General features: G+C 54.6%; 25 protein-coding genes and 1 riboswitch. All 25 genes read left to right on the forward strand.

The window, feature by feature from the left end:
• Positions 1-239: 239 nt before the first annotated feature.
• The 25 genes from ACRQU7_RS03250 to ACRQU7_RS03370 all read left to right on the forward strand — a co-directional run bounded on the left by ACRQU7_RS03250 (position 240) and on the right by ACRQU7_RS03370 (position 26,058).
• Positions 240-557, forward strand: coding sequence for a PTS lactose/cellobiose transporter subunit IIA (locus ACRQU7_RS03250; RefSeq protein WP_444643664.1), 318 nt, complete (start codon positions 240-242; stop codon positions 555-557).
• 31 nt (positions 558-588) lie between these two features.
• Positions 589-1,119 carry a glycine/betaine/sarcosine/D-proline family reductase selenoprotein B gene (locus ACRQU7_RS03255; protein WP_444643666.1) on the forward strand — a complete coding sequence of 177 codons (531 nt, stop codon included), beginning with the start codon at positions 589-591 and terminating at the stop codon, positions 1,117-1,119.
• Between the two features lie 77 nt (positions 1,120-1,196).
• Complete coding sequence (locus tag ACRQU7_RS03260; RefSeq protein WP_141827119.1) at positions 1,197-1,526, forward strand: PTS sugar transporter subunit IIB; 330 nt, start codon at positions 1,197-1,199, stop codon at positions 1,524-1,526.
• The gene (celB, locus tag ACRQU7_RS03265) at positions 1,523-2,857 is read left to right on the forward strand and encodes a PTS cellobiose transporter subunit IIC (RefSeq protein ID WP_444643668.1); all 1,335 of its coding nucleotides are present in this window, start codon (positions 1,523-1,525) and stop codon (positions 2,855-2,857) included. Before ACRQU7_RS03260 ends, celB begins: the two co-directional genes overlap by 4 nt.
• Positions 2,858-2,897: 40 nt before the next feature.
• Entirely contained in the window at positions 2,898-3,977 is a 1,080-nt protein-coding gene (locus ACRQU7_RS03270) for a DUF871 domain-containing protein (protein WP_444643670.1), read from the forward strand.
• Between the two features lie 64 nt (positions 3,978-4,041).
• Positions 4,042-5,238: a threonine ammonia-lyase gene (ilvA, locus tag ACRQU7_RS03275; RefSeq protein WP_444643672.1), complete on the forward strand. Its 1,197-nt coding sequence runs from the start codon at positions 4,042-4,044 to the stop codon at positions 5,236-5,238.
• 242 nt (positions 5,239-5,480) lie between these two features.
• Positions 5,481-6,086 (forward strand): zinc dependent phospholipase C family protein, encoded by a 606-nt coding sequence (locus ACRQU7_RS03280; RefSeq protein ID WP_444643674.1) that lies wholly within the window; start codon positions 5,481-5,483, stop codon positions 6,084-6,086.
• Positions 6,087-6,106: 20 nt separating this feature from the next.
• Complete coding sequence (locus tag ACRQU7_RS03285) at positions 6,107-7,267, forward strand: glycosyltransferase family 4 protein (RefSeq protein ID WP_444643676.1); 1,161 nt, start codon at positions 6,107-6,109, stop codon at positions 7,265-7,267.
• Positions 7,268-7,331: 64 nt separating this feature from the next.
• Entirely contained in the window at positions 7,332-8,723 is a 1,392-nt protein-coding gene (locus tag ACRQU7_RS03290; protein ID WP_444643678.1) for a UDP-glucose dehydrogenase family protein, read from the forward strand.
• A gap of 202 nt (positions 8,724-8,925) precedes the next feature.
• Positions 8,926-9,564: a TetR/AcrR family transcriptional regulator gene (locus ACRQU7_RS03295; protein WP_444643680.1), complete on the forward strand. Its 639-nt coding sequence runs from the start codon at positions 8,926-8,928 to the stop codon at positions 9,562-9,564.
• Positions 9,565-9,598: 34 nt separating this feature from the next.
• Complete coding sequence (locus ACRQU7_RS03300) at positions 9,599-10,303, forward strand: ABC transporter ATP-binding protein (protein WP_038322489.1); 705 nt, start codon at positions 9,599-9,601, stop codon at positions 10,301-10,303.
• A complete protein-coding gene (locus ACRQU7_RS03305; RefSeq protein ID WP_444643683.1) occupies positions 10,297-12,654 on the forward strand; it encodes an ABC transporter permease in 2,358 nt (785 codons plus the stop codon). The genes ACRQU7_RS03300 and ACRQU7_RS03305 overlap by 7 nt, the downstream gene beginning before the upstream one ends.
• 5 nt (positions 12,655-12,659) lie before the next feature.
• Positions 12,660-14,051 (forward strand): efflux RND transporter periplasmic adaptor subunit, encoded by a 1,392-nt coding sequence (locus tag ACRQU7_RS03310; protein ID WP_444643685.1) that lies wholly within the window; start codon positions 12,660-12,662, stop codon positions 14,049-14,051.
• A gap of 398 nt (positions 14,052-14,449) precedes the next feature.
• Entirely contained in the window at positions 14,450-15,940 is a 1,491-nt protein-coding gene (trpE, locus tag ACRQU7_RS03315) for an anthranilate synthase component I (protein WP_444643687.1), read from the forward strand.
• Entirely contained in the window at positions 15,921-16,487 is a 567-nt protein-coding gene (locus ACRQU7_RS03320; protein WP_444643689.1) for an anthranilate synthase component II, read from the forward strand. Before trpE ends, ACRQU7_RS03320 begins: the two co-directional genes overlap by 20 nt.
• Before the next feature lie 14 nt (positions 16,488-16,501).
• The gene (gene trpD, locus ACRQU7_RS03325; RefSeq protein ID WP_444643691.1) at positions 16,502-17,524 is read left to right on the forward strand and encodes an anthranilate phosphoribosyltransferase; all 1,023 of its coding nucleotides are present in this window, start codon (positions 16,502-16,504) and stop codon (positions 17,522-17,524) included.
• A complete protein-coding gene (gene trpC / locus ACRQU7_RS03330) occupies positions 17,521-18,303 on the forward strand; it encodes an indole-3-glycerol phosphate synthase TrpC (RefSeq protein ID WP_444643693.1) in 783 nt (260 codons plus the stop codon). The genes trpD and trpC overlap by 4 nt, the downstream gene beginning before the upstream one ends.
• On the forward strand, positions 18,300-18,917 hold the full coding sequence (locus tag ACRQU7_RS03335) for a phosphoribosylanthranilate isomerase (RefSeq protein WP_444643695.1): 618 nt from the start codon (positions 18,300-18,302) through the stop codon (positions 18,915-18,917). Before trpC ends, ACRQU7_RS03335 begins: the two co-directional genes overlap by 4 nt.
• Before the next feature lie 38 nt (positions 18,918-18,955).
• A complete protein-coding gene (gene trpB, locus ACRQU7_RS03340) occupies positions 18,956-20,140 on the forward strand; it encodes a tryptophan synthase subunit beta (protein WP_444643697.1) in 1,185 nt (394 codons plus the stop codon).
• Positions 20,137-20,931 (forward strand): tryptophan synthase subunit alpha, encoded by a 795-nt coding sequence (gene trpA / locus ACRQU7_RS03345; RefSeq protein WP_444643699.1) that lies wholly within the window; start codon positions 20,137-20,139, stop codon positions 20,929-20,931. The genes trpB and trpA overlap by 4 nt, the downstream gene beginning before the upstream one ends.
• Positions 20,932-21,062: 131 nt before the next feature.
• A complete protein-coding gene (locus tag ACRQU7_RS03350; RefSeq protein ID WP_444643701.1) occupies positions 21,063-21,599 on the forward strand; it encodes a GNAT family N-acetyltransferase in 537 nt (178 codons plus the stop codon).
• Between the two features lie 39 nt (positions 21,600-21,638).
• Positions 21,639-22,484, forward strand: coding sequence for a GNAT family N-acetyltransferase (locus ACRQU7_RS03355; RefSeq protein ID WP_444643703.1), 846 nt, complete (start codon positions 21,639-21,641; stop codon positions 22,482-22,484).
• Positions 22,485-22,620: 136 nt separating this feature from the next.
• A riboswitch (cobalamin riboswitch) is annotated at positions 22,621-22,813 on the forward strand.
• 90 nt (positions 22,814-22,903) lie between these two features.
• The gene (locus tag ACRQU7_RS03360) at positions 22,904-24,427 is read left to right on the forward strand and encodes a cobyric acid synthase (protein ID WP_444643705.1); all 1,524 of its coding nucleotides are present in this window, start codon (positions 22,904-22,906) and stop codon (positions 24,425-24,427) included.
• On the forward strand, positions 24,405-25,466 hold the full coding sequence (gene cobT, locus ACRQU7_RS03365; protein WP_444643707.1) for a nicotinate-nucleotide--dimethylbenzimidazole phosphoribosyltransferase: 1,062 nt from the start codon (positions 24,405-24,407) through the stop codon (positions 25,464-25,466). The genes ACRQU7_RS03360 and cobT overlap by 23 nt, the downstream gene beginning before the upstream one ends.
• A 49-nt stretch (positions 25,467-25,515) precedes the next feature.
• On the forward strand, positions 25,516-26,058 hold the full coding sequence (locus ACRQU7_RS03370; RefSeq protein ID WP_444643709.1) for a bifunctional adenosylcobinamide kinase/adenosylcobinamide-phosphate guanylyltransferase: 543 nt from the start codon (positions 25,516-25,518) through the stop codon (positions 26,056-26,058).
• Positions 26,059-26,106: the final 48 nt, after the last annotated feature.

Here is a 26,106-nt window from a genome sequence, read left to right on the forward strand (position 1 = left end):
ATCTGTAAAAGTATAGTGCTTATGCACAATAAAGTCAAATAGGATGTTTGCTATATCGTATAATGTGTTTTACCATCAAATATAATCTGTTTTATTTAATACACATTCTCTGGTTTCCTTGCGTGTTAAAACGACGAAGCTGTTTCTCCGTCGTTTTGATAGGAATTTGTGTTTTGGCACAATTTATGCTTATTCAAATAGAAGGAAGAGAAAAATACAGATGTAAAGGTGACTTTGAAATGGATTTAGAATCAATTTCCATGCAGCTGCTGGTAAACAGCGGCGATGCCAAAAGTCTGGCAATGGAAGCAATCGCAAGCGCAAAAGGGGGCGAGATCGCAAAAGCGCGGGAGTCAATTGAGAAGGCGGGCCATTGCCTTACGGAAGCGCACCGTTTTCAAACGGAGATCATACAGAAAGAGGCGGCGGGAGAAATCGAAAAAGTGACGGTGCTCCTGGCCCATGCGCAGGATCATTTAATGAGCGCCATTACCGTGATCGACATGGCCAAAGAGTTTATCGATTTATATGAGCTTGTTTACTCAAAGCAGGGCTGACCGAGTGGATGGAGAAAGGAGAGCGGCTGAAATGATCAGGGTGGTTCAGTTTTTAAACCAGATCCAGGCAGGTCTTGGCGGAGATGAAAGGATGGACATCGAACCCCGGGCGGAACAGGGAGCGGTGGGCATGGGAATGCTTTTGCGGACCATGCTCATGAGAAAAGGCGCGGATATCGTCGGCACGGTCATCTGCGGAGACCATTATTTCTTGGAGAACAGGGAAGAGGCCGCTGCAAAATTGACGGAGCTCATCCGGACATTCCGGGCGGACGTGGTGATCTGCGGGCCTGCCCTGAATCATAAGCGGTTCGGGGAATGCTGCGGATATCTTGCGGAGGCTTTGGAAAGCAGGGAAAAAATCCCCGCTTTCGCCGCCATGGCAAAAGAGAGCACGGGGACGGAGCTTTTCAGAAACCGGGTTTATATTATTGAGACGCCGAAGGTAGGCGGCACCGGCCTGAATGCTTCCCTGAGAAAAATCGCCGACTTTGCGGTGAAAAAGAGCAAAGGGGAGCTGATCGGTTCCCCCGGGGAGGAGGGATACTTCAAAAGGGACTGATTCGGATAAGTCTATCAGGCCGCTGTTATCTCGGCGGTTTGGTACTTAAATATAATAACAGAGGAGGAGGAACCTGAATGAAGCGCATTCTTTTGTTTTGTTCCGCCGGAATGTCCACCAGTCTACTGGTGACAAAAATGCAGAAAGCGGCACAGGAAAAAGGGGTAGATGTGGTAATAGACGCTTTCCCCGAAGCGGAAATGGCAAAGCATCTTGACGGAGCGGACGTCGTTCTGCTGGGACCGCAAATCCGGTTTGCGCTGGCCAGAGCCAAAAAAACGTGCGGCGAAAAAGGGATACCGGTCGACGTAGTCAACAGTATGGACTACGGAATGATGGACGGCGAAAAGGTGCTGAAAAAAGCCCTTGAAATGTGTGAGAGTTCAAACGGAGGTGTATTGAAATGAGTAAAAAAGAAAATGTTCTGGAAGAAAAGATTATGCCGGTAGCGGATAAGATTGCCAACAACCGCTATTTGCTCGCGATCCGTGACGGATTTATGCTGGCAATGCCCCTGCTGATCATCGGGGCGATGTCCTTGCTGATCGAAGAATTGCCGATCGCGGGATACGGGGATTTTATGGCCGGCATTTTCGGCAAGCAGTGGGGAGACTTTTTCCTGGTTCCCTACCATGCGTCCATGGCGATCATGACGATCTTTGTGATCATCGGGATTTCCAACAGCCTGTCAAAGCACTATGAGCAGGACGGCCTCAGCATCGCGGTTGTCTCTCTGGTTTCTTTCTTTGTGCTGACGCCGTTCGTGACCAGCTTTACCCCCGAAGGGTCACAGACCGCCTATGAGGTCGGCAGCGTGATTCCGATGGAATGGATTGGCTCGAAGGGTCTGTTCGTGGGCATGCTTTCGGCGATCCTCGCCACGGAGATCATGCGGTACATAACGAACAAGGGGTGGGTAATTAAAATGCCCGAAGGGGTTCCCCCGACTGTTTCAAGGGCCTTTTCAGCGCTGATTCCCGGCGCGATTACCATTTATGCCTTTGGAATCATCCGTCTGATTTTCGCATATACATCCTTCGGCACCATCCATAACTTTATCTATACGATTTTACAGCTTCCGCTGGTTTCCCTGGGCGACAGCCTCGGTGCCGTATTGATCGCAAACTTTTTTATCGGGCTGTTCTGGATGTTCGGCATCGCCGGCGCGGACGTCGTGCAGTCGATCATGACCCCGATCTGGCTGGCTCTGTCGGCGGATAATCTCGCGGCGTTTGGAAAAGGGGAAGCTTTGCCCCACATTATTACCCAGCAGTTCAACTCCATTTACCTGTGGCTGGGCGGCGGCGGAGCAACTCTGGGGCTGTGCCTTGCCCTTTTGCTGGTCTGCAAATCCCAGCAATGCAAAAAAATCGGCAGGCTTGCGATCCTTCCGGGGCTTTTCAACATCAACGAACCGATCATATTCGGTCTCCCCGTGGTCCTCAACCCGATTATGGTGATTCCGTTTATCTGCACTCCGCTGGTATTGGCGGTATTGACCTACTTTACCATGGCGGTCGGGCTGGTTCCGTATCCCAACGGCGTGGTTATTCCATGGACTACCCCGCCGATCATCGGGGGCTTCCTCATTTCCGGAATCAGGGGAGCAATCCTTCAGATTGTTGAAGTAGCGGTCTCGTTCCTCATTTATCTGCCGTTTATCAAAGCGCAGGACAAAGAATACTGCGAGCAGGAAAAATTATATGAAAGCAAGGGCGACGATTCGGCCGCCGGATAAGGAAACGATGCCGTAAGCACTGCTATAAAGGAGAATCATCATGAGAACGATCGGATTTTCGGTCTATCCGGCCCACGCAAGGCTGGAAGAAAATTTAGCTTATATCGACAAGGCGAACCGGTATGGATTTAAACGAGTATTCACCTGCCTGCTCTCCGTGGAAGGGGATAAGGAAAAAATCATTGACGAGTTCAAAAAAACGATCGCGCACGCAAATCAGTATGGAATGAAGGTCATTGCGGACATCAACCCCTCCGTTTTTCAGTACCTGGAAGTGGATTATAACGATCTGCGGATTTTTAAGGACATGGGGCTTTACGGAATCCGCCTGGACAACGGATTTACGGGTTATGAGGAATCGGTGATGTCCTATAATGATCTTGGATTGAAAATTGAACTGAATATGAGCGCGGGGACGAAATATATCGACAATATCTTCAGCTACCAGCCGAACGCCGACAATCTTTTAGGCTGCCATAACTTCTATCCCCACAGGTATTCCGGGCTTGGATACCGGCATTTTATGAGCTGCAACGAGCAGTTTAAGAGCTTCCGTATCCGCACCGCGGCATTTGTTTCTTCGAGCAGCGCAAGCTTTGGCCCGTGGCCTGTAAACGAGGGCCTGTGCACGCTGGAGGAACACAGGGGACTTCCCATCCAGGCGCAGGCAAAGCACCTGTTCTCCACCGATTTGATCGACGACGTCATCATCGCCAATGCCTTTGCGTCCGACGAGGAACTGGAAGCCGTCGGCCGGGTCGATCCCTATCAGCTGACTCTGAAAATCCGGCCTGCGGAGGGGATCTCCGATTTTGAACGGGATATCATCTTTAACAAGCCCCATTTTAACAGGGGCGACATATCGGAATATATGATCCGGTCAAGCAAAAGCAGGGTAAAGGACGGAAGCGGATTCAAGCCCCATAACACAAGGGACATCCGGCGGGGCGATATTACTATCGATAATATGCTCTATAAAAACTATACCGGGGAATTGCAGATTGCCCTCAAAGATATGAAGAACTCCGGGAGCACCAATGTCGTCGGGCGGATAGCAGAGGAAGAACTGTTTTTAATCGACTGCATAAAGCCCTGGCAGCGATTCGCCTTTACCGAATAAATAACCATCCTGCCGCTCCGCGGCACATCCGGCCCAAAAATGAGCAAACGAAAAGAGAAAATGTATGTTCACAATGGATAAAATTTATCACGCCGAAGCGGTTCTGAAGGACGTCGTCCACAGAACGGAATTAATATATGCGCCGCACATCAATCACGAAAGCGAAATTTACCTGAAGCCGGAAAATCTGCAGAGAACGGGCTCCTTTAAAGTGCGCGGCGCGTATTATAAAATTTCACAGCTGTCCGAGGCGGAGCGGGCAAAGGGCGTGATCGCCTGCTCCGCGGGAAATCACGCGCAGGGCGTGGCCTTTGCCGCGGCAAAAAGAGGGATTCCGTCTCTGATCTGCATTCCGGAGGGAGCGCCGCTTTCAAAGATCGAAGCGACCAAAAGCTACGGCGCGCAGGTGTGCCTTGTAAAAGGCGTGTACGACGATGCCTTTCAGAAAGCGTGCGAGCTGCAAAAAGAGAGCGGGGCAGTCCTGATCCATCCGTTTAACGACCCCGATGTCATCGCGGGACAGGGGACCATCGGGCTGGAAATATTAAATGAGCTGCCCGATGCCGACGCGGTGATTGTTCCGGTGGGCGGCGGAGGACTGATCTCCGGAATCGCTTTTGCCGTTAAAACATTAAAACCCGACTGCAAGGTATATGGGGTGCAGGCCAGCGGCGCGCCCGGAATGCTGAAATCCGTTGAGAACAGGAAGCTGGAGCCGCTCGCCGGCGTCTCCACCTTTGCGGACGGGATTGCTGTCAAATGTCCGGGAGACCTGACTTATGAGTTCTGCCGCAAATATGTGGATAAAATCGTGACGGTAACGGATGACGAAACGGCAATGGCTGTTCTTGCGCTGATTGAGCGGTATAAGCTGATTGCCGAAGGAGCCGGCGCGGTTTCCGTTGCGGCGGCTATGTTCAACAAGATCGATATCAAAGGACAAAAGACGGTTTGCCTGCTTTCGGGAGGAAATATCGACGTGACCATCCTTTCCAGAGTCATCAGCCGCGGCCTTCAAAAAGCGGGACGCCTGGGCGAGCTGGTCCTGAAAACGGCGGACAGACCCGGACAGATCAAGGAGGTGACCGCCATTATTGCCGACCTGGGCGCAAACGTGGTCAGCATCCACCACGACCGGAGCCGGGAGGATATCAGCGTGGACGCCTGTACTTTGAGCATCAGGATGGAGACAAAGGACAGCGGCCATCTGGCGGAAATCCGTCAGGCGATCACCAAAGCGGGTTATTTGCTTATTCATTAGGGATTTCTTCGCGCGGATCACTGGTTAAAAGGCGGGCACCATTTTCGGGTGCCCGCCTTTTTTGCGCTGTGTTTTTACCAGCCGTTTCCATTGCCGTTCAGGCGGCGGTTTGCGGGGGCTTGGGGATAGGGAAAAAGTTCCGGTCCGCAGGATGCCGGGCCTCTATTTCACAGGAATTTTACCTTTTTCTAACGCTACCGATACCTTAGCGCTAATATACTGTAATCGAGAGGGTGAGTGGTATGAACACGTCTTCGCACATTCTGATGGGCAAATTTTTGTCCGAATATGTAGAAACACATTACAAGATTCACTTGGAGCGGAAAAGCTTTCTTCTGGGCAATGTTCTGCCCGATTACTGTCCGTCCTTCCTGATTCGGCCGCATTACCTGAAAAACAATGCCGTGCACGTGCGGCATATCCTCCGGCTTCTTCTGTCGCGGCACTCTTCTGTATGCAATGACAAACGCTCTTCCCGCCTTTTGGGAATCCTCTGCCATTTCTATGCGGATTTTTTTTGTTACGCCCACAGCGACTGCTTCCCGGGGAACCTGTCGGAGCATATTGCCTATGAAAACAGGCTGCACCGCTATTTTACGGAAAATATGGAGCAGCTTTCCTCCATCCGCTTTATGGCGCAGGCGGCGCGTGCGAAGGGTGCGGACGGCATCTACCGGCAGTTTGAGACGCTGCATTCCGGGTACCTTGTGTCGCATCTGTCCTTTGGGAACGATCTGCTGTACGCCATGACGGCCTGCATCGATCTGATCGTCCTAACCTCCGGATGTGCGGCGGCAGAGGAAGAGCAGGCCGAGCCCTGCCGTTTTGACAATCTGAAAGCGGTATAGCCAGGAAAGGGGCGGAAAAGTTGCGGATTGCATTTTTTACGGATACTTTTTACCCGCAGGTCAACGGGGTTTCCAACACGTTGTCCTATTTAAGCCGGTATCTGCAGGCCAGAAAGATCGAACATGTCTTTTTTGCTCCCGATTACGGCTTCGATTCCGACGAGTGCGCGGGCCTGCCGGTGACGAGGTTTAAAGGCTTTTGCCCGATCATCTATCCGGAGTGCCGGATCGCGTTTGCGCCGCTGGAAAAGATAACCGGCCTTCTTGCGGATTTTGCCCCGGATGTGGTACATATCGTAACCGAGCTGAGTATGGGTCTGGTCGGGCTGCGCGCGGCAGAGGCGCTGGGGATTCCGGTCGTGATGTCTTACCATACCAATTTTGACAAATATCTTCATTTTTACCATCTGACCTATTTCAGCCAGGCCCTGTGGCATTATATGAAATGGTTCCACAGCTTTGCGCTGGTGAATCTGTGTCCTTCCCGCGATACGCTGGAATCCATGAAGCGGCGGGGGTTTAAAAATCTGGGCATCTGGTCGCGCGGAATCGACCTGGACCGTTTCAGCCCCTCCCATTTTTCTCCGGAGCTGAGAGAACGGCTTGGGGCCCGGGACAAAACCGTGTTTTTGTACGTCGGGCGGGTTTCGGTGGAAAAGGGCCTCGACGTTCTGATGCAAAGCATCCGCGGCGTCAATGAAACCCACGGCGACCGGGTGCAGTTCTGGATTACCGGAGACGGGCCCTTTTTAAAGGAGATTGCGTCCTTAAAACTGCCGAACGTCGTTTTTACCGGCGAAAAGCGGGGTGCGGAGCTGGCGCAGGTCTATGCCAGCGCGGACGCGTTCGTGTTTCCGTCCGGAACCGAAACCTTCGGGAATGTTTTGCTGGAAGCCATGGCCAGCGGGCTTGCGCCCATCTGTACGGACTCCGGAGGGGTGACGGACTATACGGTACACGGCGAAAATGCGCTCGTATGCCGGTATGGGGATTCCGGTAGCCTCTCGCGGGCCATCCTCGGCCTGCTGGACCCCCAGCTGCGCGGCCGGATTTGTCGGCAGGCCCTTCAGACGGCAAAAAGCAGAAGCTGGGATTCCATATTCGACTCCCTGATGCTGCACTACGGATCGGCTGCGCTTTCTCTTCCCGCCCGCCGGCAGGCCGATATCCATAAATCCTGATCGAATTACGGAAACTGATTTTGTACGCCTTGTACGCCGAATCAAGCAAGGAGAAGGAGACAGCATGAAAATAGCGGTGATAGGAACGGGCTATGTGGGGCTGGTCACGGCCGTTTGTCTGGCGCATTGGGGGCATGAGGTGACCTGTGTCGAGACGGATACGGAAAAGCTTTCCATTCTGAGGGCGGGGCGTTCCCCCATTTTTGAAAAAGGCGTGGAGGAATTGATGCAAAGCTGTGCAGAAAAGCTGGCTTACACGGACGACTGCGGCGAAGCGTGCCGCGGCGCGCAGACCGCCTTTATCTGTGTCGGAACGCCCGAACGCGAGGACGGCTTTGCAGATTTGAAGCAGGTTTTTGCGGTTGCCAAACAGATCGCCGCCTCCGCGTGCGGGGACTGCGTCTGCGTTGTCAAATCCACCGTGCCGATCGGGACCAACCGCAAATTGGAGCGGTTATTTTTTTCGGAGGCCAAAAGAGGCGTTACGATCGAAGTCGCCTCCAACCCGGAATTTTTATCGCAGGGTACCGCCGTGCGCGATTTTCTGTTCGGTCCGCGGGTCGTCATCGGCGTGGAAAGCACGCATTGCGGGGAAATCCTCAGGAGCATTTACGCCGGTTATCAGGGACAGATCATCGTAACAGACCGGCAGACGGCCGAAATGATCAAGTATGCGTCCAATGACTTCCTGGCCCTGAAAATCTCCTATATCAACGAAATTGCCAATCTGTGCGAAATCGTGGGGGCGGACGTGGAAACAGTCGCGCGCGGGATGGGGGCGGACAGCCGCATCGGAAAGAATTTTCTGCGCGCGGGCATCGGCTACGGAGGGTCCTGCTTTCCGAAGGATACCAAGGCGCTCCATTGGCTGGCCAAATACTACGATTATGAGATCAAGACGATCAAGGCCGCGATCGAAGTGAACGAAAACCAGAAGATCCGGCTGATTAAAAAGGCCCGCCGGTATTATCAGAACCTGGAAGGATTGTCGGTCGCCGTTTTGGGGCTCACCTTCAAGCCGGATACGGACGACCTGAGAGACGCGCCGTCTCTGCAGAATATTGCCGTTCTGCTGCAGGAAGGGGCGGATGTCCGCGTGTGGGACCCCTCCGGGTATGAACGCATCAAAAGGCTGTATCCTCATCAGATCACCTGCTGCGGCACGATCGGGGAAGCAATTCAGGATGCGCATCTCTGCCTGATTCTGACGGAGTGGGAGCAGGTTCGGAATTTTGACCCCGCCGGATACGCGGAGCACATGAAAAGGCCGGTTGTGATCGACGGGCGCAACTGCTACAGCCCGGCTGCCGTTCAGGGTGCGGGCATCGTCTATGACTCTGTCGGCAGGCCCCGCGTTCTGCCGGAAAGCTGGGCGGATCAAACGGGTCGCGTGCTTTATCTGCCGGTCGATTCCCGAAGAACAGCGCCGGATTTCCATACATTCCATGAGGCCTAACACAGATTCTGTCTTAGAGTATGATAAACGGACCTTACACGGACCCGCCTCTTCAAAGGCGGACTTTCCGTAACCCGGTTCGTTTTTTTATTTTCCCTCTTGAAAAGAGAAGGGGAAAGTCATATAATGATGGGGCAAAGTGACTTAGCAGTCATGTGACTGAACAGTCACCACGGCTAACAAATAAAAAGGGAGGGGTTTGATGCCGAAACAGACTTTCTTCAATCTTCCTGCGGAGAAACGCAAGTGGATTCTGGACGTCGCCGTAAAGGAGTTTGCGGAGCAGGGCTATAAAGGCGCCAATATCTCCAGAATGGTGCAGGAGGCCGGGATTGCGAAAGGCAGCTTCTACCAGTATTTCGAGGATAAGGACGATCTTTATCTTTACATTGTTACCATCATCGCCGGGAAGAAGCTTGCGGTCTACGAAAGGGAAAAAGGGCGGCTGGAGGATTTATCCCTCACCGGATTTCTGAGGATGATTTCCCATCAGATGTTTCGGGACTTTACGGAGAACCCCGAGCTGCTGCGCATCGGGGCGGATTTCGTACAACTTGAGGGAGAACCGGTGCATCAGAAAATCATGAAACTCTATCCCGACATCACCAGTTCGTTTTATGTCCCTTTTATTGAACACGAGATCGGGCAGGGCGAAATTTCGGAGAAGGTAAATCCGCACTTGCTCAATTTTATTCTGATCAGCCTGGGAATGTATCTTTCTTATTACTTGAAAACGACGAACGCCGAAACGATTCATGAGGAACTTATCGATCAGATTCTTGACGATATGGAATATATCCTGAAGAACGGCATTTATACCGATAAGGGGAAATCAATGTGAGCAGATGCTCTGATTTGGAGGGGGAATCCTGAGCTTGGACACGATTTTGCAGGTCAAGGGCCTGACAAAGGAATATCATATGGGTGAAGTGACGGTACATGCGCTGCAGGGTGTGGATTTCACCGTGGGTGAAGGGGAATTTGTCGTAATCCTCGGGCCTTCCGGTTCCGGGAAAAGTACGATTTTAAACATTATGGGTGGAATCGACGTCCCTACGGCGGGTCAGGTGCTTTACCGCGGGCAGGACATCAGCGGCTATAACCAGAAGCGGCTTACGAATTACCGCCGGAACGCCGTCGGGTTCGTATTCCAGTTCTATAATCTCATGCAGAATCTTACCGCACTGGAAAATATCACCCTGGCTTCGGAAATGGCGGCGCATCCGATCGACCCGCGCAAGCTGCTTGCCCAGATCGATATGGCGGAGCGCGGCGGGCATTTTCCGTCGCAGCTTTCCGGCGGGCAGCAGCAGCGCGTGGCGATTGCCCGCGCGATCGCCAAGAACCCCGATATTTTGCTTTGCGACGAGCCGACCGGCGCGCTGGACGTATCCACCGGAATTCAGGTGCTTCATCTGCTGAAGGATTTCAACGAAAGCTACCGCAAGACGGTGGTCATCATTACGCACAACGCCGGAATCGCCGAAGTCGCCGACCGGGTCCTGATTGTAAAGGACGGACGGATCGCCGGCGACCGGAGCAACCCCAACCCGGTTGCGCCCGAGGAGGTGGCATGGTGACACTTTGGAAGCAGGCCGTCCGGGGCGTGTGGCGCGGCCGAAAATCCTATTTTGCCTGTATCGTGCTTCTGGCGATGGGGATTATGGTTTATGTTTCCTATCAGCTGCTTTATGTCAATCTTTCCTCCGCGCAGAAACAGTTTTACGCGTCGCAGCGGTTTGCGGACGGGTTCGCCTCGGTGGACGCCATCCCGGCCGGCGCCGTAAAGAACCTGTCCGATATCAAGGGGATTTCCCGTATAGACTCCTCCATCACGCTGGACGCCAGGGTGATGGGGCTGAGCGACACCAAAATCGTCACCCTCAGGCTGAATTCCTTTGACCCCGAAGATCCCGAACGGCTGAACAATTTTGTGCTGGCAAAGGGGACGGTTCCGGAAAGCGGCGGCCTTCTGATCGGGCAAACCTTTGCCGCCGCAAACAAACTTGCGGTCGGAGATACTGTCCGCCTGATCGTGAACGGTCAGGAAATCGAGCGTCAGATTACGGGCATTGCCCAAAGCCCGGAATACGTTTACGTCATTCCGGACACGGGCCAGCTCCTTCCCGACGACAGTGCGTTCGGGTTCGCCTTTGTCCCGGCGGCCGATCTGGAAACGCTGGGCAGCGGGCGGGGGATTGCCAACCGTCTGTCCTTCCTTCTGGAAAAGGGGGCTACCTTCCGGCAGGTGGAGGCCCCGCTGCGCGAAGCGCTGGAACCGTACGGTCTGCGTTCTCTGACTGCGAGGAAGGACCAGCCCAGCCACGCGATGCTGCAGCAGGAAATCGACCAGCTTGGAAGTATGAGCGCCAGCATCCCGACGGTGTTTATCGTGATGGCTGTCCTGATCCTGTACATCATGCTCAAGCGCATGATCGAGCAGGAGCGGATGCAGATCGGGACCCTGAAAGCCTTCGGCTTTTCCAATTGGACCATCGTCCTGCACTACCTGTCCTACGGCGGGGTTACCGGGGCCGTCGGCGGCGTTGCAGGCGTGCTGCTGGGGCTTGTGATGACCGGGGGAATGACGCAGATGTATCTGGATTATTTCAGTTTGCCTGCCATTCAGGTCCCGCCAGACCCGTTTTACATATTGATGGGACTGCTGATTGCCGTCTTGTCGGGGCTGGCCGGCGCGTTTATGGGGGTCAGGGGCGTGCTCAGGCTGGAGCCCGGGGAAGCCATGCGCCCGCCGTCGCCCCCGGTGTTGAAAAGCGATCTTTTTGCGCGGCTCCCGCTTATCCGGAAGCTTCTTACCTCCTACGGGTTTATGGCTTCGCGCAATATTACCCGCAATAAATTCCGCAGCACGTTCGTGCTGGCGGGCATGGCCTTTGCGTTTGCCATCACCGCGTTTATGGCCTCTTACGGCGACATGTTCAAAACACTGATGCTGGACCAGTTTACAAAGGTGGAGGTCTACGACCTGAAAATCACCCTGAAAACACCCACCGGCGCGGCCGACGCTCTGGAGACGGCGGACGCCCTGAAAGGGGTCGACAGCGCCGAAGCGATTCTGGAGCTTCCGGCTGAGCTCCACCGGGAGCACCTGCAGGAAGCCGTTTCGCTGACCGCGCTTCCCGACGACGTCGGACTTTACCGGATTTATGACGTCGACAGCAAACAGAACCACAGCCCGCCAAAGGAGGGAATCCTGCTCAGCAGCACGTTGGCCAAAAAGCTTCAGGCGAAGCGGGGGGACGTTCTCACCGTGCGCACGCCTTATACCGGCGACAGGGACATTCCGCTTCCGGTAATGGGTGTGGTCCACACGAACTCCGGTTCCTCCGCGTTCGCCAGCCTGAAGGGCATCTGGAACGCGCTGGACATTCCGCCGACGGTCAACAGCATCCTGCTGTCCGCAAAGGACCCGCAGGCGATCAAAGCGGAGCTGACGGACGCGAAAAACGTGGCCGCCATGACCGATCAGGAGGAAGCCAAGGCAAGCTACATGGATATGTTCCGTACTTATTCCTCACTGATGGAAATGATGCAGGGAATCGGGATGATCATCGCTTTCGCCATTATTACCAACACGGCCTCGATTTCCCTTTCCGAGCGGAAGAGGGAATACGCCACCATGCGGGTCCTCGGGATGCATCCGAAGGAAATAGGGAAGGTGGTCAGCTTTGAATACTGGGTGCTGTCGCTCGGAGCGCTGCCTCTGGGCATCCTGCTTACGCGGATGATCAAGCAGGCCATGGCGACTACGATTGACAGCGATCTGTTTACCATGCCTCTCAACACCCCGCTGGGAAGCTATTTTTCGGCGGCGGTCCTCTGTGCGGCGACGGTGGCGCTGTCCAACCGTCTCGCAAGAAGAAGAATATCCAAGTTCGACATGGTCGAAGTTCTCAAGGAAAGGGAGTGAGCCTTTTGAAAAAAATCGTAAAACTGGTGCTTCTGCTGCTTGTTGTCCTTGCTGCGGGTGCGGGCGCCTACCTATATAAAACGGCTCCGCTGCGGGTGGAAACAGAGGTGCTCCGCCCGGAAACGGCGACGCTGACTTTTACCGAGCAGGGCGATTATGCTTATGACAATCAATACGACCTGTATCCTCTGGTGTCCGGGGAAATCCTCGGCGTACATGTGAAAAAAGGCCAGACGGTCAAAAAGGGCGACGTGATCGCCGAGGTGTACGACCCCGACTATCCCTATCAGGTTAAACAGCTTCGGAGCAGCATCAGCGGCTACAATGCCCAGATTGCGAATCTGGGGCTTCAGGAGCAGAAGGAGCGCGACAACGCCGCCGTAACGCTGGAAACGCTGAAGGGCCAGCTGGCTACCCTGCGCGCGGAAATGGCCAAAAGCGGGGACACCACTCACTCCATTGAAAAGCAGATTCAGGTACAGGCAAACGTTGTGGACATGAATCAGCGCAACGCCGATCTGGCGCACGAATATTACAGAGACGTCCGGGATCTCGACGACGAGACGATCCGTACGGCAAAAGAGGCATATAATCAGGCCAAAAGCATCCTGTACCAAAGCCAGCTCGTTTTGGAGCAGCTCCGGGGCGGGAAGCCCTCCGAGGAGCTGTATCAGGCACAGGAGAGCGCGCTGGAAACCCAGATCGAATCCACGTCGGCGCTGCTGGAAAAAGGATATTCCTCCGGCATGCAGCAGTATTATCAGTCGCAGATCGAAGCGGCAAAGCTGAGCATCGCGCAGATGACGGAAAAAAAGGGCAGGGCGACCATTTACGCACCGGTGGCCGGCGTCATCACCGACCTGCCGGTCCTGAACAAGAACATCGCGGAGCAGCAGGCGCCCGTCGCCAAAATTTCCTCCGAAGAAGTGGTGGAGACTTTTATTCCGGTCAGGGAAATCGACGGGGTAAAGGTGGGCGATCAGGTGGATTTGCTGCTGGATAAACGTATGGGAGAGAAAACGATCAAAGGGCAGGTCCTGAAAATAGAGGGGGAAGCGCAGGTCAAGACGTCCTCACTCGGCGTGGAAGAGCGCAAGATACGGGCTCTTATCCAGCCGAAGGAAAACGCGCTGGAAATCGGCTACGATATCGACGTCCGGTTTACCGTGTACACCCGCCAGAACGCTTTGGTCGTGCCCAAAACAGCCATGTTTGAAAAAGATGGGGGCGACTGTGTCTGGATTGTGAAAAACGGGGTTTTGGCGGTGCAGAAGGTGACCAAAGGGGTCGAAACCAGCGACGGCTGTATTATTGAGAAGGGCCTTTCCGCGGGCGACGCTGTGGTCGTCGACGCCGACAACGAAAACCTGGCGCAGGGAAAGCGCGCGCAATCATAAAATTGCTTCCGGCGTCCGATTCCTGTAAAAAAGGGGTTGACAGGAATCAGGATTTGTGGTACTCTCAATAAAATTAAATGAAAAACCGTTGATGCGGAGATAACGGTAGTCATGCTCTTACAGAGAGCCCGCGATGATGAGAATCGGGCAGAAAACAGATTATCAAATGGACCGCAGAGGGCGCAGTCAAAGGCGAAAGCCAAGTATTCTGCGACGTGTTGGCATACGTCAGTTGCCGGGGATATGTTGGTATCCCGCTAAGCGCACGGTTTGTGATACCGTGAATCAGGGTGGCACCGCGAGTTTTAAGCTCGTCCTTGACAGAATTGTCAGGGACGGGCTTTTTTGTCGTCTCTGATCGTAATTTCCGATTTTAAGAAGAAAGGCGTGATCAGAAAATGGCGGTTCCCAGCCTTACACAGGCAAAAACAATCGCGAAAACGGGAGAATACAAAATTCTCCCCGTCAGCTGTGAAATTTACAGCGACGTTATCACCCCGATCGAGGTTCTGCGAAAGCTCAAGAATGTCAGCAGTCACTGCTATCTGCTCGAGTCGGTGGAGAAGAGCCGGAAATGGGGCAGGTATACGTTCCTGGGGTTTGACCCGGTCATGGAGCTTTCCTGCACCGGCGGAAAGCTCGTCATCCGGGCGGGTTCCTCCGTAACGATGGATGTGAAACATCCCAAAGAGATGATCCGGCAGGTGCTTGCGGACAACAAAAGCCCGCGCTTTGAAAATCTTCCGCCCTTCACCGGCGGACTGGTCGGCTACTTTTCTTACGATTACATTAAGTATGCGGAGCCCTCTCTCTGGCTGGACGCAAAGGACGAGGAAGGCTTCAGGGACGTCGACCTCATGCTCTTCGACAAGGTGATTGCCTTTGATAATTTCCGGCAGAAAATTATTTTGATCGTCAATGCCCGGTGTGACGATATCGACCGGGAATACGAGCGGGCCGGGATGGAGCTTAAAAATTTAAGGGAGCTCATCCTTCACGGTGCCTGCCGGAATGAAATCCCGGGCAGGATGACGTCGCCGGTCCGGGAACTGTTCAGCCGGGAGGAATACTGCGCAATGGTTGAGAAGGCGAAGGACTATATCCGTGAGGGGGAACTTTTTCAGGTCGTACTGTCCAACCGGCTGGACGCGGATTTTGAGGGAAGCCTTCTGAATACCTACCGTGTTTTGCGGACCATCAATCCTTCCCCTTATCTGTTTTATTTCTCGAGCGACGATATCGAGATTGCCGGGGCTTCTCCCGAAACCCTTGTGAAGCTGGAAAACGGTGTGCTGAAAACCTTCCCCCTGGCCGGGACCCGGCCGCGCGGCGCAACGGAGGAAGAAAACAAACGGCTGGAGGAGGAGCTTCTGGCCGACGAGAAGGAATGCGCCGAGCACAATATGCTGGTTGATCTGGGGCGCAACGACATTGGGAAAATCAGCAGCTTTGGCAGCGTGCGGGTGGAAAAATACAAGAGCATTGAACGCTTCTCGCATGTGATGCATATCGGGTCCGCCGTGTCCGGAAAAATCCGGCCCGACCGGGACGCGGTGGACGCGGTGGAGGCCGTGCTTCCGGCAGGGACCCTTTCCGGAGCTCCCAAAATCCGCGCCTGTCAGATCATCCATGAGCTTGAAAACAACAAGCGGGGCATTTACGGCGGAGCCATCGGTTATATCGGTTTTTCCGGGAATCTGGACACCTGCATCGCGATCCGGCTCGCCTTTCAGAAAAACGGCCGGGTGTTTGTCCGTTCGGGCGCGGGGATTGTGGCCGACAGTGTGCCGGAAAACGAATATCAGGAATGCATCAATAAAGCCAGAGCCGTCGTAAAGGCGCTGGAAATTGCACAGGGAGGGATGACGGATGATCTTGCTGATCGATAACTACGACAGCTTTACCTATAACCTTTATCAGCTTGTCGGGACGGTCAATCCGGAGATCCGGGTGATCCGGAACGACGAAATGACCGTTGAAGAAGTAAGAAACTTATGTCCCTCCCACATGATTTTGTCGCCGGGACCCGGCTATCCCAAGGACGCGGGCATCTGCACCGCCGCCGCGGCGGAACTGGGAAAAGAAATTCCGCTTCTGGGCGTATGCCTCGGCCATCAGGCCATCTGCGAGGCGTTCGGAGCGGTCGTTTCCCACGCAAAGCGGCTGATGCACGGCAAGGCGTCCGAGGTGACCCTTGACGGCGGCTGCCCGATTTTCAGGGGGCTTCCCGGTCGGATTCAGGCGGCGCGGTATCACTCCCTCGCGGCGGTCCGTGACACCCTTCCGGAGTGCCTGCGGATTACGGCTGAAACGGACGACGGAGAGGTGATGGGAGTCATGCACCGGGAATACCCCGTATTCGGCGTACAGTTTCACCCCGAGTCTATTCTCACGCCGGACGGCGTTCAAATCATCCAAAATTTTCTTCACTTGTGAAAGGAGTCTGACCAATGATTAAGGAAGCAACCGCAAAACTGATTGAAAGAGAAAATCTGACCTATGACGAAGCCGTTGCCGTAATGGATGAAATCATGGGGGGAAATACGTCCCAGGTGCAGACGGCGGCTTTTCTCGCGTCCCTGTCCGCAAAGGGGGAGACCATCGAGGAAATTACCGCCTGCGCCGCCGGAATGCGCGCCCACGCCACGCCCGTCGTTTGTGATTCCGACCTTTTGGAAATCGTCGGGACGGGAGGGGACGGCGCAAACTCCTTCAATATTTCGACCACCGCCTCCATCGTTGTCGCCTCTTCGGGGGTGAAGGTGGCCAAACACGGCAACCGCGCGGCCTCCTCCCAAAGCGGCGCAGCAGACTGCCTGGAGGCTTTGGGTGTAAAAATCAGCCTTGCTCCGGAAAAATGCGCGGAGCTGCTCGATACGATCGGAATCTGCTTTTTCTTTGCACAGAGCTATCATTCATCCATGAAATATGTCGGCCCGGTCCGGAAAGAGATGGGCGTGCGCACCATCTTCAATATTCTCGGCCCGCTGACCAATCCGGCCTCGGCCAACCTGCAGCTGCTGGGCGTTTACTCCGAGGCTCTGATCGAGCCGCTCGCCCGGGTGCTCTCGAATCTCGGGGTCAGGCGGGGCATGGTGGTTTACGGGCGGGATAAGCTGGATGAAATCTCCATGTCCTCTCCCACGGATATCTGTGAATTTCAGGACGGCCGGTTCAGAAAATATACGATCACGCCGGAAGACTTCGGCTTCCAATCCTGCGCAAAAGCGGACCTGACGGGGGGAACGCCGGAGGAAAACGCGCGCATTACCCTCGATATTTTAAATGGGGCAAAGGGTGCAAAGCGCGAAGCGGTCCTTTTGAACGCCGGGGCTGCGTTGTACCTTGCCGGAAAGGCGGAAACGCTGCAGGACGGCGCCCGTCTGGCCGCCGAGCTGATCGACAGCAAGAAAGCGAAGGCAAAGCTGGACGAATTCATCCGGGAATCCAACAGGGAGGCGAAGGTGAGTTGATTTTAGAAGAGCTTGCGGCCTATGCGAAACAGCGGGTGCAAAGGGCCAAAGAAACAGTCGGCGCGGAGGAAATCAAGGAACGGGCCCTCCGTCTTCCGAGGGGCGGTTTCCGGCTTGAAAATGCTTTGAAGGGTCCAAAGCTGTCTTTTATCTGTGAGATCAAGAAGGCGTCCCCCTCCAAAGGGATTCTTTTGCGGGATTTCCCTTATCTTGAAATCGCGCAGGAATACGAAAGGGCGGGCGCGGACTGCGTTTCCTGCCTCACCGAGCCGAAGTGGTTTTTAGGTTCCGATCAGATATTCCGTGAGATTCGCGGCGAAATTTCCCTTCCGATGCTCCGAAAGGACTTTACCGTCGACGAATATCAGCTCTATGAGGCGAGGTGCATGGGAGCCGACGCGGTGCTTCTGATCTGCTCCCTGCTCGATACCCGAACGCTGGCGCGGTACCTTGCCATCTGTGACGGGATGGGAATATCGGCTTTGGTGGAGACCCACGACGAAGAGGAAGTGAAGTCCGCGGTGTCGGCGGGCGCCCGCCTGATTGGGGTCAACAACCGCAATCTGAAGAATTTTACCGTGGATTTTTCAAACGCAGCGAAGCTGAGAAATCAAATCCCATCCTCCGCCCTGTTTATCGCGGAATCGGGCGTAAGCTCGCCCGGCGATGTGGCGGCCCTCAAAAAAATCGGGGCGGACGCCGTTCTGGTCGGCGAGGCCTTGATGCGGGCGGAGGATAAGAAGGCCCTTCTCTCGGCCTTTCGGGGGGCGGCGGGATGAATAGGACGAAGATCAAGATATGCGGTCTTTTCAGGCCCTGCGACGCCGAATTTGTCAACAGCGCCCAGCCGGATTTCGCGGGCTTTGTGTTTTATGAAAAAAGCCGCCGGAACGTAACGCCCAGGGAGGCACAGAAGTTGAGAGAGGCGATCCGCCCGGAAATCAGGACCGCCGGGGTATTTGTGGACGCTTCTCTGGAGCGGATCGCGGAGCTTTACCGTGACAGAACCATCGGAATTGTCCAGCTCCACGGAGGCGAGGACGACCTCTTTATCGAAAGGCTCAGGCAAGCGCTTCCGCGGGCTGAAATCTGGAAAGCGTTCAAAATCCGCTCGGAAAAGGACCTTCTGGCCGCCGAACGGAGCTGTGCCGACAGGGTGCTTTTGGACAACGGCTACGGGACCGGGGAATGCTTCGACTGGTCGCTGGTCAAAAGCTTTTCCCGCCCGTTTATCCTGGCGGGGGGGCTGACGCCCCAGAATATCCCCGAGGCGGTATCCCGGTTTCACCCTTACGCGGTCGATTTGAGCTCGGGCGTGGAAAAGGACAGCCTGAAGGACCGGGATAAGATCGCGGCGGCGGTGAAAGCGGTAAAGTCAACGGAAGAATACTGAAAACAGAAGGGCTGAACCCTTCTTTTAAGGAGGAACCTATGTCAAAAGGCAGATTTGGCATTCATGGCGGCCAGTATATACCGGAGACGCTGATGAACGCCGTAATGGAATTGGAAGAAGCCTATCGCCACTATCAATGCGACCCGCAGTTTCAGGAGGAGCTTACCGGTCTTCTGAACGATTACGCCGGAAGACCGTCGCGCCTTTATTTCGCCGAAAAAATGACGAAGGATTTGGGCGGGGCCAGGGTTTATCTGAAGCGGGAGGACCTGAATCACACCGGCGCGCACAAAATCAACAACGTGCTCGGTCAGGTCCTTCTGGCTAAGAAAATGGGCAAGACGCGCGTGATCGCCGAAACCGGGGCCGGTCAGCACGGCGTGGCGACCGCGACGGCGGCGGCGCTGATGGACATGGAATGTGAAATTTTCATGGGAAAGGAGGACACCGAAAGACAGGCGCTGAACGTCTACAAGATGCGGCTTTTGGGGGCGCGGGTCCACCCGGTCACTTCCGGAACGGGCACCCTGAAGGATGCGGTGTCCGAAACCATGCGGGAATGGACGGGCCGGATCGCCGACACCCATTATGTCCTCGGGTCGGTGATGGGACCGCACCCGTTTCCCACCATCGTGAGGGATTTTCAGGCGGTGATCTCCAGAGAGATCAAGGAGCAGCTCATGGAAAAGGAAGGCCGCCTGCCCGACGCAGTGCTTGCCTGCGTGGGCGGCGGCTCCAACGCCATCGGCGCTTTCTATCACTTTATCGAAGACCCGTCGGTGCGCCTGATCGGATGCGAGGCGGCCGGAAGGGGCATCGATACCTTTGAAACGGCGGCGACCATGACGACCGGGAAGCCGGGGATTTTTCACGGGATGAAATCCTATTTCTGTCAGGACGAATACGGCCAGATCGCGCCGGTCTATTCCATTTCCGCCGGGCTCGACTACCCGGGCGTCGGTCCGGAGCACGCATGGCTTCACGATATCGGGCGGGCAGAGTATGTGGCCGTCACCGATGACGAGGCCGTGGACGCCTTTGAGTACCTTTCCCGTACGGAGGGCATCATCCCCGCCATTGAAAGCGCCCATGCCGTGGCTTACGCCAGAAAGCTGGCGCCCCAAATGGGCCGGGACAAAATCGTCGTGATCAACCTTTCGGGACGGGGCGACAAGGACTGCGCGGCCATCGCACGGTACAGAGGGGAGGAGATTTTCGAATGAGCCGTATCAAAAAAGCATTTGAACAGGGGAAGGCCTTCATCGCCTTTCTGACCTGCGGAGACCCCGATCTGGAAACCACCGAACAGCTTATCAGAGGAATCGCCGATGCCGGCGCGGACCTTATCGAGCTGGGGATACCCTTCTCCGACCCTACGGCGGAAGGCCCTGTGATTCAGGAGGCGAACCTGCGCGCGCTTGCCGCGGGCACAACGACGGACAAAATCTTTGACATGGTGCGCAGGGTCAGGCGGACCGTCGGCGTCCCTATGGTTTTCATGACCTATGCCAACGTGGTATTTTCCTACGGAACCGAGCGCTTTTTGGAAACCGCCGCCGGGATCGGGATGGATGGGGTGATCCTTCCGGACGTGCCCTTTGAGGAAAAAGAGGAATTTGCCCCGGTGTGCCAGAAACACGGCCTTGATTTTATTTCCCTCGTTGCCCCGACCTCGAACGACCGCATCAAAAAAATTACAAAAGAAGCTTCCGGCTTTGTTTACTGCGTGTCCTCTCTCGGGGTCACGGGCATGAGAAGCGAAATCAGCTCGGATGTGGCGTCTATGGTAAAATTGGTCCATGAGTCCGGCAGCGTCCCGGCGGCGGTCGGCTTTGGAATCTCAACGCCGGAGCAGGCGGCGCAGATGGCGAAAACAGCCGACGGCGTTATCGTCGGCTCCGCCATTGTGAAGCTGATCGGGCAGCACGGTAGGGAAGCCCTCCCCTTTGTCGCGGAGTATGTACGGGCTATGAAAGAAGCGGTCGGCCGGGTTGAAACGCGTGCGCAGGAATAAAACAGACGGATATTTGAGTTCGCTGTTCAAATCATGGACAGGTATTGTATAATGAATCATATGGATAGCGCCATTTAAGAACGGCCTGTCTGCAGTACAAATCAGAACATACAGGGAAGGGTAAAACATCAATGAAAACAGTAACGCTGAAAAACGGTTCGGAGCTTTTCATCAGAAAAGCGGCTGCAGAGGATGCCGAATTAATGGCCCGGTTTAAAAGGTGCATCAGCGGAGAATCGGATTTCCTCTCGTACGGAGAAAATGAGATAGAAATTTCAGCAAAGACGGAGGAACACGCCATTTCGGCTGAAAACGCGAAGGATAATTCGGTGATTATCATTGCCTTGTGCGGCGGAGAAGTTGCGGGTTTTGTCACTTTCAGCGGCGGTTCCAGAGCCAGAAAACGGCACTCGGGTGAGATGGGAATCGCCGTCAGAAAAGATTATTGGGGCTTGGGAATCGGAAACTTTCTTCTGGAATTCCTGATCGACTGGGCAAAGCAGACGCAAATCGTCAGAAAAATCAATCTGCTGACCCGTGCGGATAATCAAAAGGCGGTCAGTCTGTATGAAAAATACGGCTTTTTAAAGGAAGGAACCATCACCAGGGACCTTTGCGTCGGCGGAGTGTTTTACGATTCCCTGAGCATGGGACTGTTGATCGGCTGAATTTTCAGATCATTGCAAAGAAAGGGACGGACATTCCGAATGATTACCTATGAAGCGTTGAATCATACAAAGACAGAAGTACTGCACAGGACGTTTACAGAAGCATTTTCGGACTATCGGGTTCCTATGCGACTGCCTCTTTGGGAATTCCGGCAGATGCTTCAAAGAAGAGGATACCGCCCTGAACTATCCGTAGGAGCGTTTGAAAACGACCGGCTGATCGGGTTCGTCCTGAATGGGATGCGTAGTTGGAATGAGATCCCGACCGCCTATGACGTGGGAACCGGCGTGATAGGGGCGTTCAGAGAACGCGGGATATCAAGCAAGCTTTTTACACAGGCAGGGCAGCTGCTGAAAGAACGAGGGGTCGAACAGTATCTGCTTGAGGTGCTTCAGTCCAACCGGGCTGCGGTTCTGCTCTATGAAAAACAGGGGTTCAGGCTTTGCCGGGAGTTTTCCTGTTTTCAGATCGGGAAAGAAAAACTCGTTCCGTCCATGAAATACCGTGCGGAGAAGGCGGACGGGCTTTCGTCCGAGCAGGACAAAGTCTTTTGGGACTTTGTTCCCTCCTGGCAGAACTCCCGGGAATCCGTTTGCGCGGTGCCGGAAGGGTTTTACCGCTCGGCCGTACGGATTGGCCAAACCGTCGTCGGCTATGGAGTCATTGAAAAAAGGACGGGAAATATTGTTCAGCTTGCGGTTCGCAGAGAAGACCGGAGAACAGGAGTTGCGGGCAGTATCCTTGCCGATCTGGCAAAAAATACGGCGGCGGACAGAATCACGGTGCTGAACGTGGATACGTCGTGTAAGGAGATGGAGGCATTCCTATTGGCAGCGGGCTTTGAATGCTTCGCCCTCCAGTATGAAATGCTCCTGAATTTATAGAAGATCAGGTCTCCGACAAAGGGTTTCAAGGGAAAGCACCCGGATGCATTCTTTGGGCAGCGGCCCGGTCTGTATACGGAAATTCGTAAAAAGCACTGGTAAAACGATCGGAATTATATTATAATAAAGTCTATCAAAAATGAAATAGGTTTAAGGTGTCAGAAGGGCGAAAGCCTTGTTCTGATGAAAAGGGAAACAGGTGCAAGTCCTGTACGAACTCGTCACTGTGATAAGGGAGCTGCGGCAAAACGCCACTGATTGGAAATTGGGAAGGCGGCCGTAAACGATGATCTTTCAGCCAGGAGACCTGCCTTAAACAGAGCACTACAGCCACGAGTAACTGGTCTGGAATGGATAAGGCAGGTCTGACCTTGCCTTTTGATACCTCCATGCCTTTGTGGCAATGGAGGTATTTTATTGTGGCGAAAGTATTGATGATTCAGGGGACCATGTCGAACGCGGGGAAAAGCCTGCTTACAGCCGGCCTGTGCAGAATTCTGAAGCAGGACGGATACCGCGTCGCTCCTTTTAAATCCCAGAATATGGCGCTGAATTCCTATATTACGGACGAAGGGCTGGAAATGGGCAGGGCGCAGGTCATGCAGGCGGAAGCGGCGGGAATCAAACCGTCCGTTCTGATGAACCCCATTCTGTTAAAACCCACCAACGACACCGGCTCCCAGGTGATCGTCAACGGGGAAGTCGTCGGCAATATGAGCGCGAAAGAATACTTCGCCTATAAAACGAAGCTGATCCCGGACATCAGAAGGGCGTTTCACGAGCTGGAAAAGCAGGCGGACATTATTCTTATAGAGGGCGCGGGCAGTCCGGCGGAAATCAACCTGAAAGAAAATGATATCGTCAACATGGGGCTGGCCGAAATGCTGGACGCCCCGGTGCTTCTGGTCGGGGACATCGACCGGGGCGGCGTCTTTGCCCAGCTGCTCGGCACCCTGATGCTTCTGGAAGACCATGAAAAGGCAAGGGTAAAGGGCCTGATCATCAATAAATTCCGGGGCGACCCTTCGATTCTCGACCCGGGAATCCGTATGCTGGAGGAAAAAAGCGGCGTGCCGGTCGCCGGGGTCGTTCCTTATATGGAGATTTCGGTGGAGGATGAGGACAGCCTGACCGGTCGGTTCGATCAAAAAGAAGAAGCGCAGATCGACATCGCCGTCATCCGTTTTCCCCGGATTTCCAATTTTACGGATTTTTCCGTCTTTGAGCAGATCGAGGGCGTTTCCGTCCGCTATGTGGATTCCGCCGTTCAGCTGCACCGTCCGGATATGATTCTTCTGCCGGGCAGTAAGAATACGATGGGCGACTTGAAATGGATGCGGCAGAACGGGCTGGAAGCGGCGGTCAAAAAGAGAAAAGGCGAAAGCGTGATCTTTGGCATCTGCGGCGGATATCAGATGCTTGGCCGCACCGTTTCGGACCCTTACGAAGTGGAAGAGGGCGGCGCGGTTCGAGGGATGGAGCTGCTCCCCGTGGACACCGGGCTGGAGACCAAAAAGGTCCGTACCCGTGTGGAGGGCGCCTTTGGACAAGTACCGGGGATTTTCTCCGGGTTGTCCGGCAGGAAAATAAAGGGGTATGAAATCCATATGGGTGTCAGCAGCGCGGAACCGGGCTGTTTGCCGCTGTGTTCCCTGACCAATGTGCTGGACGGCGGGGAAAAAAAGGATGGAATCTCCGGCGAGGATATTTATGGAACCTATGTGCACGGAATCTTTGACGAAGGGGAAATCGCGTCCGTTGTCGTGAGGGCGCTTGCCCACAGGAAAGGCCTCTCCATGGAAAGCGGCCTGACGATGGACTACGGGGCCTTTAAGGAATCCCAGTACGACAAGCTTGCAGATACGCTGAGAAAACATCTCGATCCGGACGGGATTTACCGGATTTTAAATGGAGGGACCTATGACAAAAGAAGCATTGGCTGAATTAAAAATCGACAGGCCGAATGAGGAAATCCGGCAAAAGGTAAAGCAAATCTGGGACGGAATTGCAAAGCCGCTGGACGGGCTGGGTCAGTTTGAAGCGATCGTTGCGCAGATCGGGGCGATTTCCGGAACCGTACAGATTGACCTTTCTAAAAAAGCCGTGGTCGTCCTATGCGCGGACAACGGTATCGTAGAGGAGCAGGTGAGCCAGTGCGGGCAGGAGGTAACGGCCGCCGTTGCTTCCAGCATGGTTTTGGGAACTACCTCCGTCTGTAAGATGGCGAAAAGGGTAGGGGCGGACGTATTGCCGGTGGACATGGGTATCAACTGCGAAGAAGAGATCCCGGGGCTGATTCAGCGCAAGGTTGCCCGCGGAACGAAAAATTTCCTGAAGGAACCGGCTATGTCGGAAGCGGAGGCTGTACAGGCAATCGCGGCGGGAATGGAGATTGCGGCGGAATGCGGCGAGAAAGGGTACCGGATTCTTGCGACCGGCGAAATGGGAATCGGCAATACAACGACCAGCAGCGCGATGGCCGCGGCACTGCTGCAATGCAGCGGCGAAGAGGTCACGGGAAAGGGCGCCGGTCTGAGCAGGGAAAAGCTGGAACATAAACAGGAAGTGGTCAGGCGGGCGCTGGAAAGATATCGGTTCCAAAAAGACGAAGCGCTGCGGATTCTGGCAACCGTCGGGGGATACGACATTGCCGGGCTCGTCGGCGTTTTTATCGGGGGGGCTCTTCATCATATTCCCGTTGTTGTCGACGGAGTCATCAGCGCGGTGGCGGCGCTGACGGCGGAACGCCTTGTTCCCGGGGTAAGGGAATACATTATCCCGTCCCACATCAGCAGGGAACCCGCGGCAAAAAGGATTTTTGAGGAGCTCGGGGTCCATCCGGTCATAGACGCCGGACTGGCTCTGGGGGAAGGAACGGGCGCGGTGATGATGTTTGCCCTTTTGGACGTCGCGCTTTCCGTATATGAAGACCAGACCACTTTTCATGATATCAGTACGGAGCAATATGTTCGGTATGAATAGCCTTCAGGCTGAGAAAACATACGGCGCCGCGTGACGGCAGGGAGCGAAAATGATGGTACTGATTACGGGCGGCAGCGGCAGCGGCAAATCCGCGTACGCGGAAAAAACGGCGGTTTCGCTTGCCGGGAAAGGGCCGCTGTATTATCTGGCGACCATGAAGGTTTACGACGGCGAGGGCAGAAAAAAGGTGGACAGGCACCGCGGCCTGCGGGCGGGAAAGGGATTCCTGACCATTGAACAGCCGACCGGTATCCTTTTGGCCGTCCCCCGGATGAAGCAGGGGGAAGGAACGGTGCTGCTCGAATGCCTGTCGAATCTTGTGGCCAATGAAATGTTTGCTTCAAAGGAAATCCGGCGGGAGAAAGAGGTTGCGGATCAGCTTTGCGCGGAGCTTTGTTCCCTTGCGGAGCATATGGAGCATCTGGTGATCGTCACCAACAACGTCTTTGAGGACGGCATTCCCTATGAAGAAACAACGCGGGCTTATATGGAAGCGCTCGGCAGGGTCAATGCGTTTATTGCCGCCCGGGCGGACGCGGTGACGGAAGTGGTAGTCGGGATTCCGGTTCCGATCAAAGGAGAACTGCCGTAGAGCGTGTATGCAAATCGGAAAAACGACGGATATTTCGCTGAAAAGGAG

Origin of the sequence: Caproiciproducens puteiluti, from assembly GCF_052442865.1 — a bacterium.
Lineage (GTDB): Bacteria > Bacillota > Clostridia > Oscillospirales > Acutalibacteraceae > Caproiciproducens.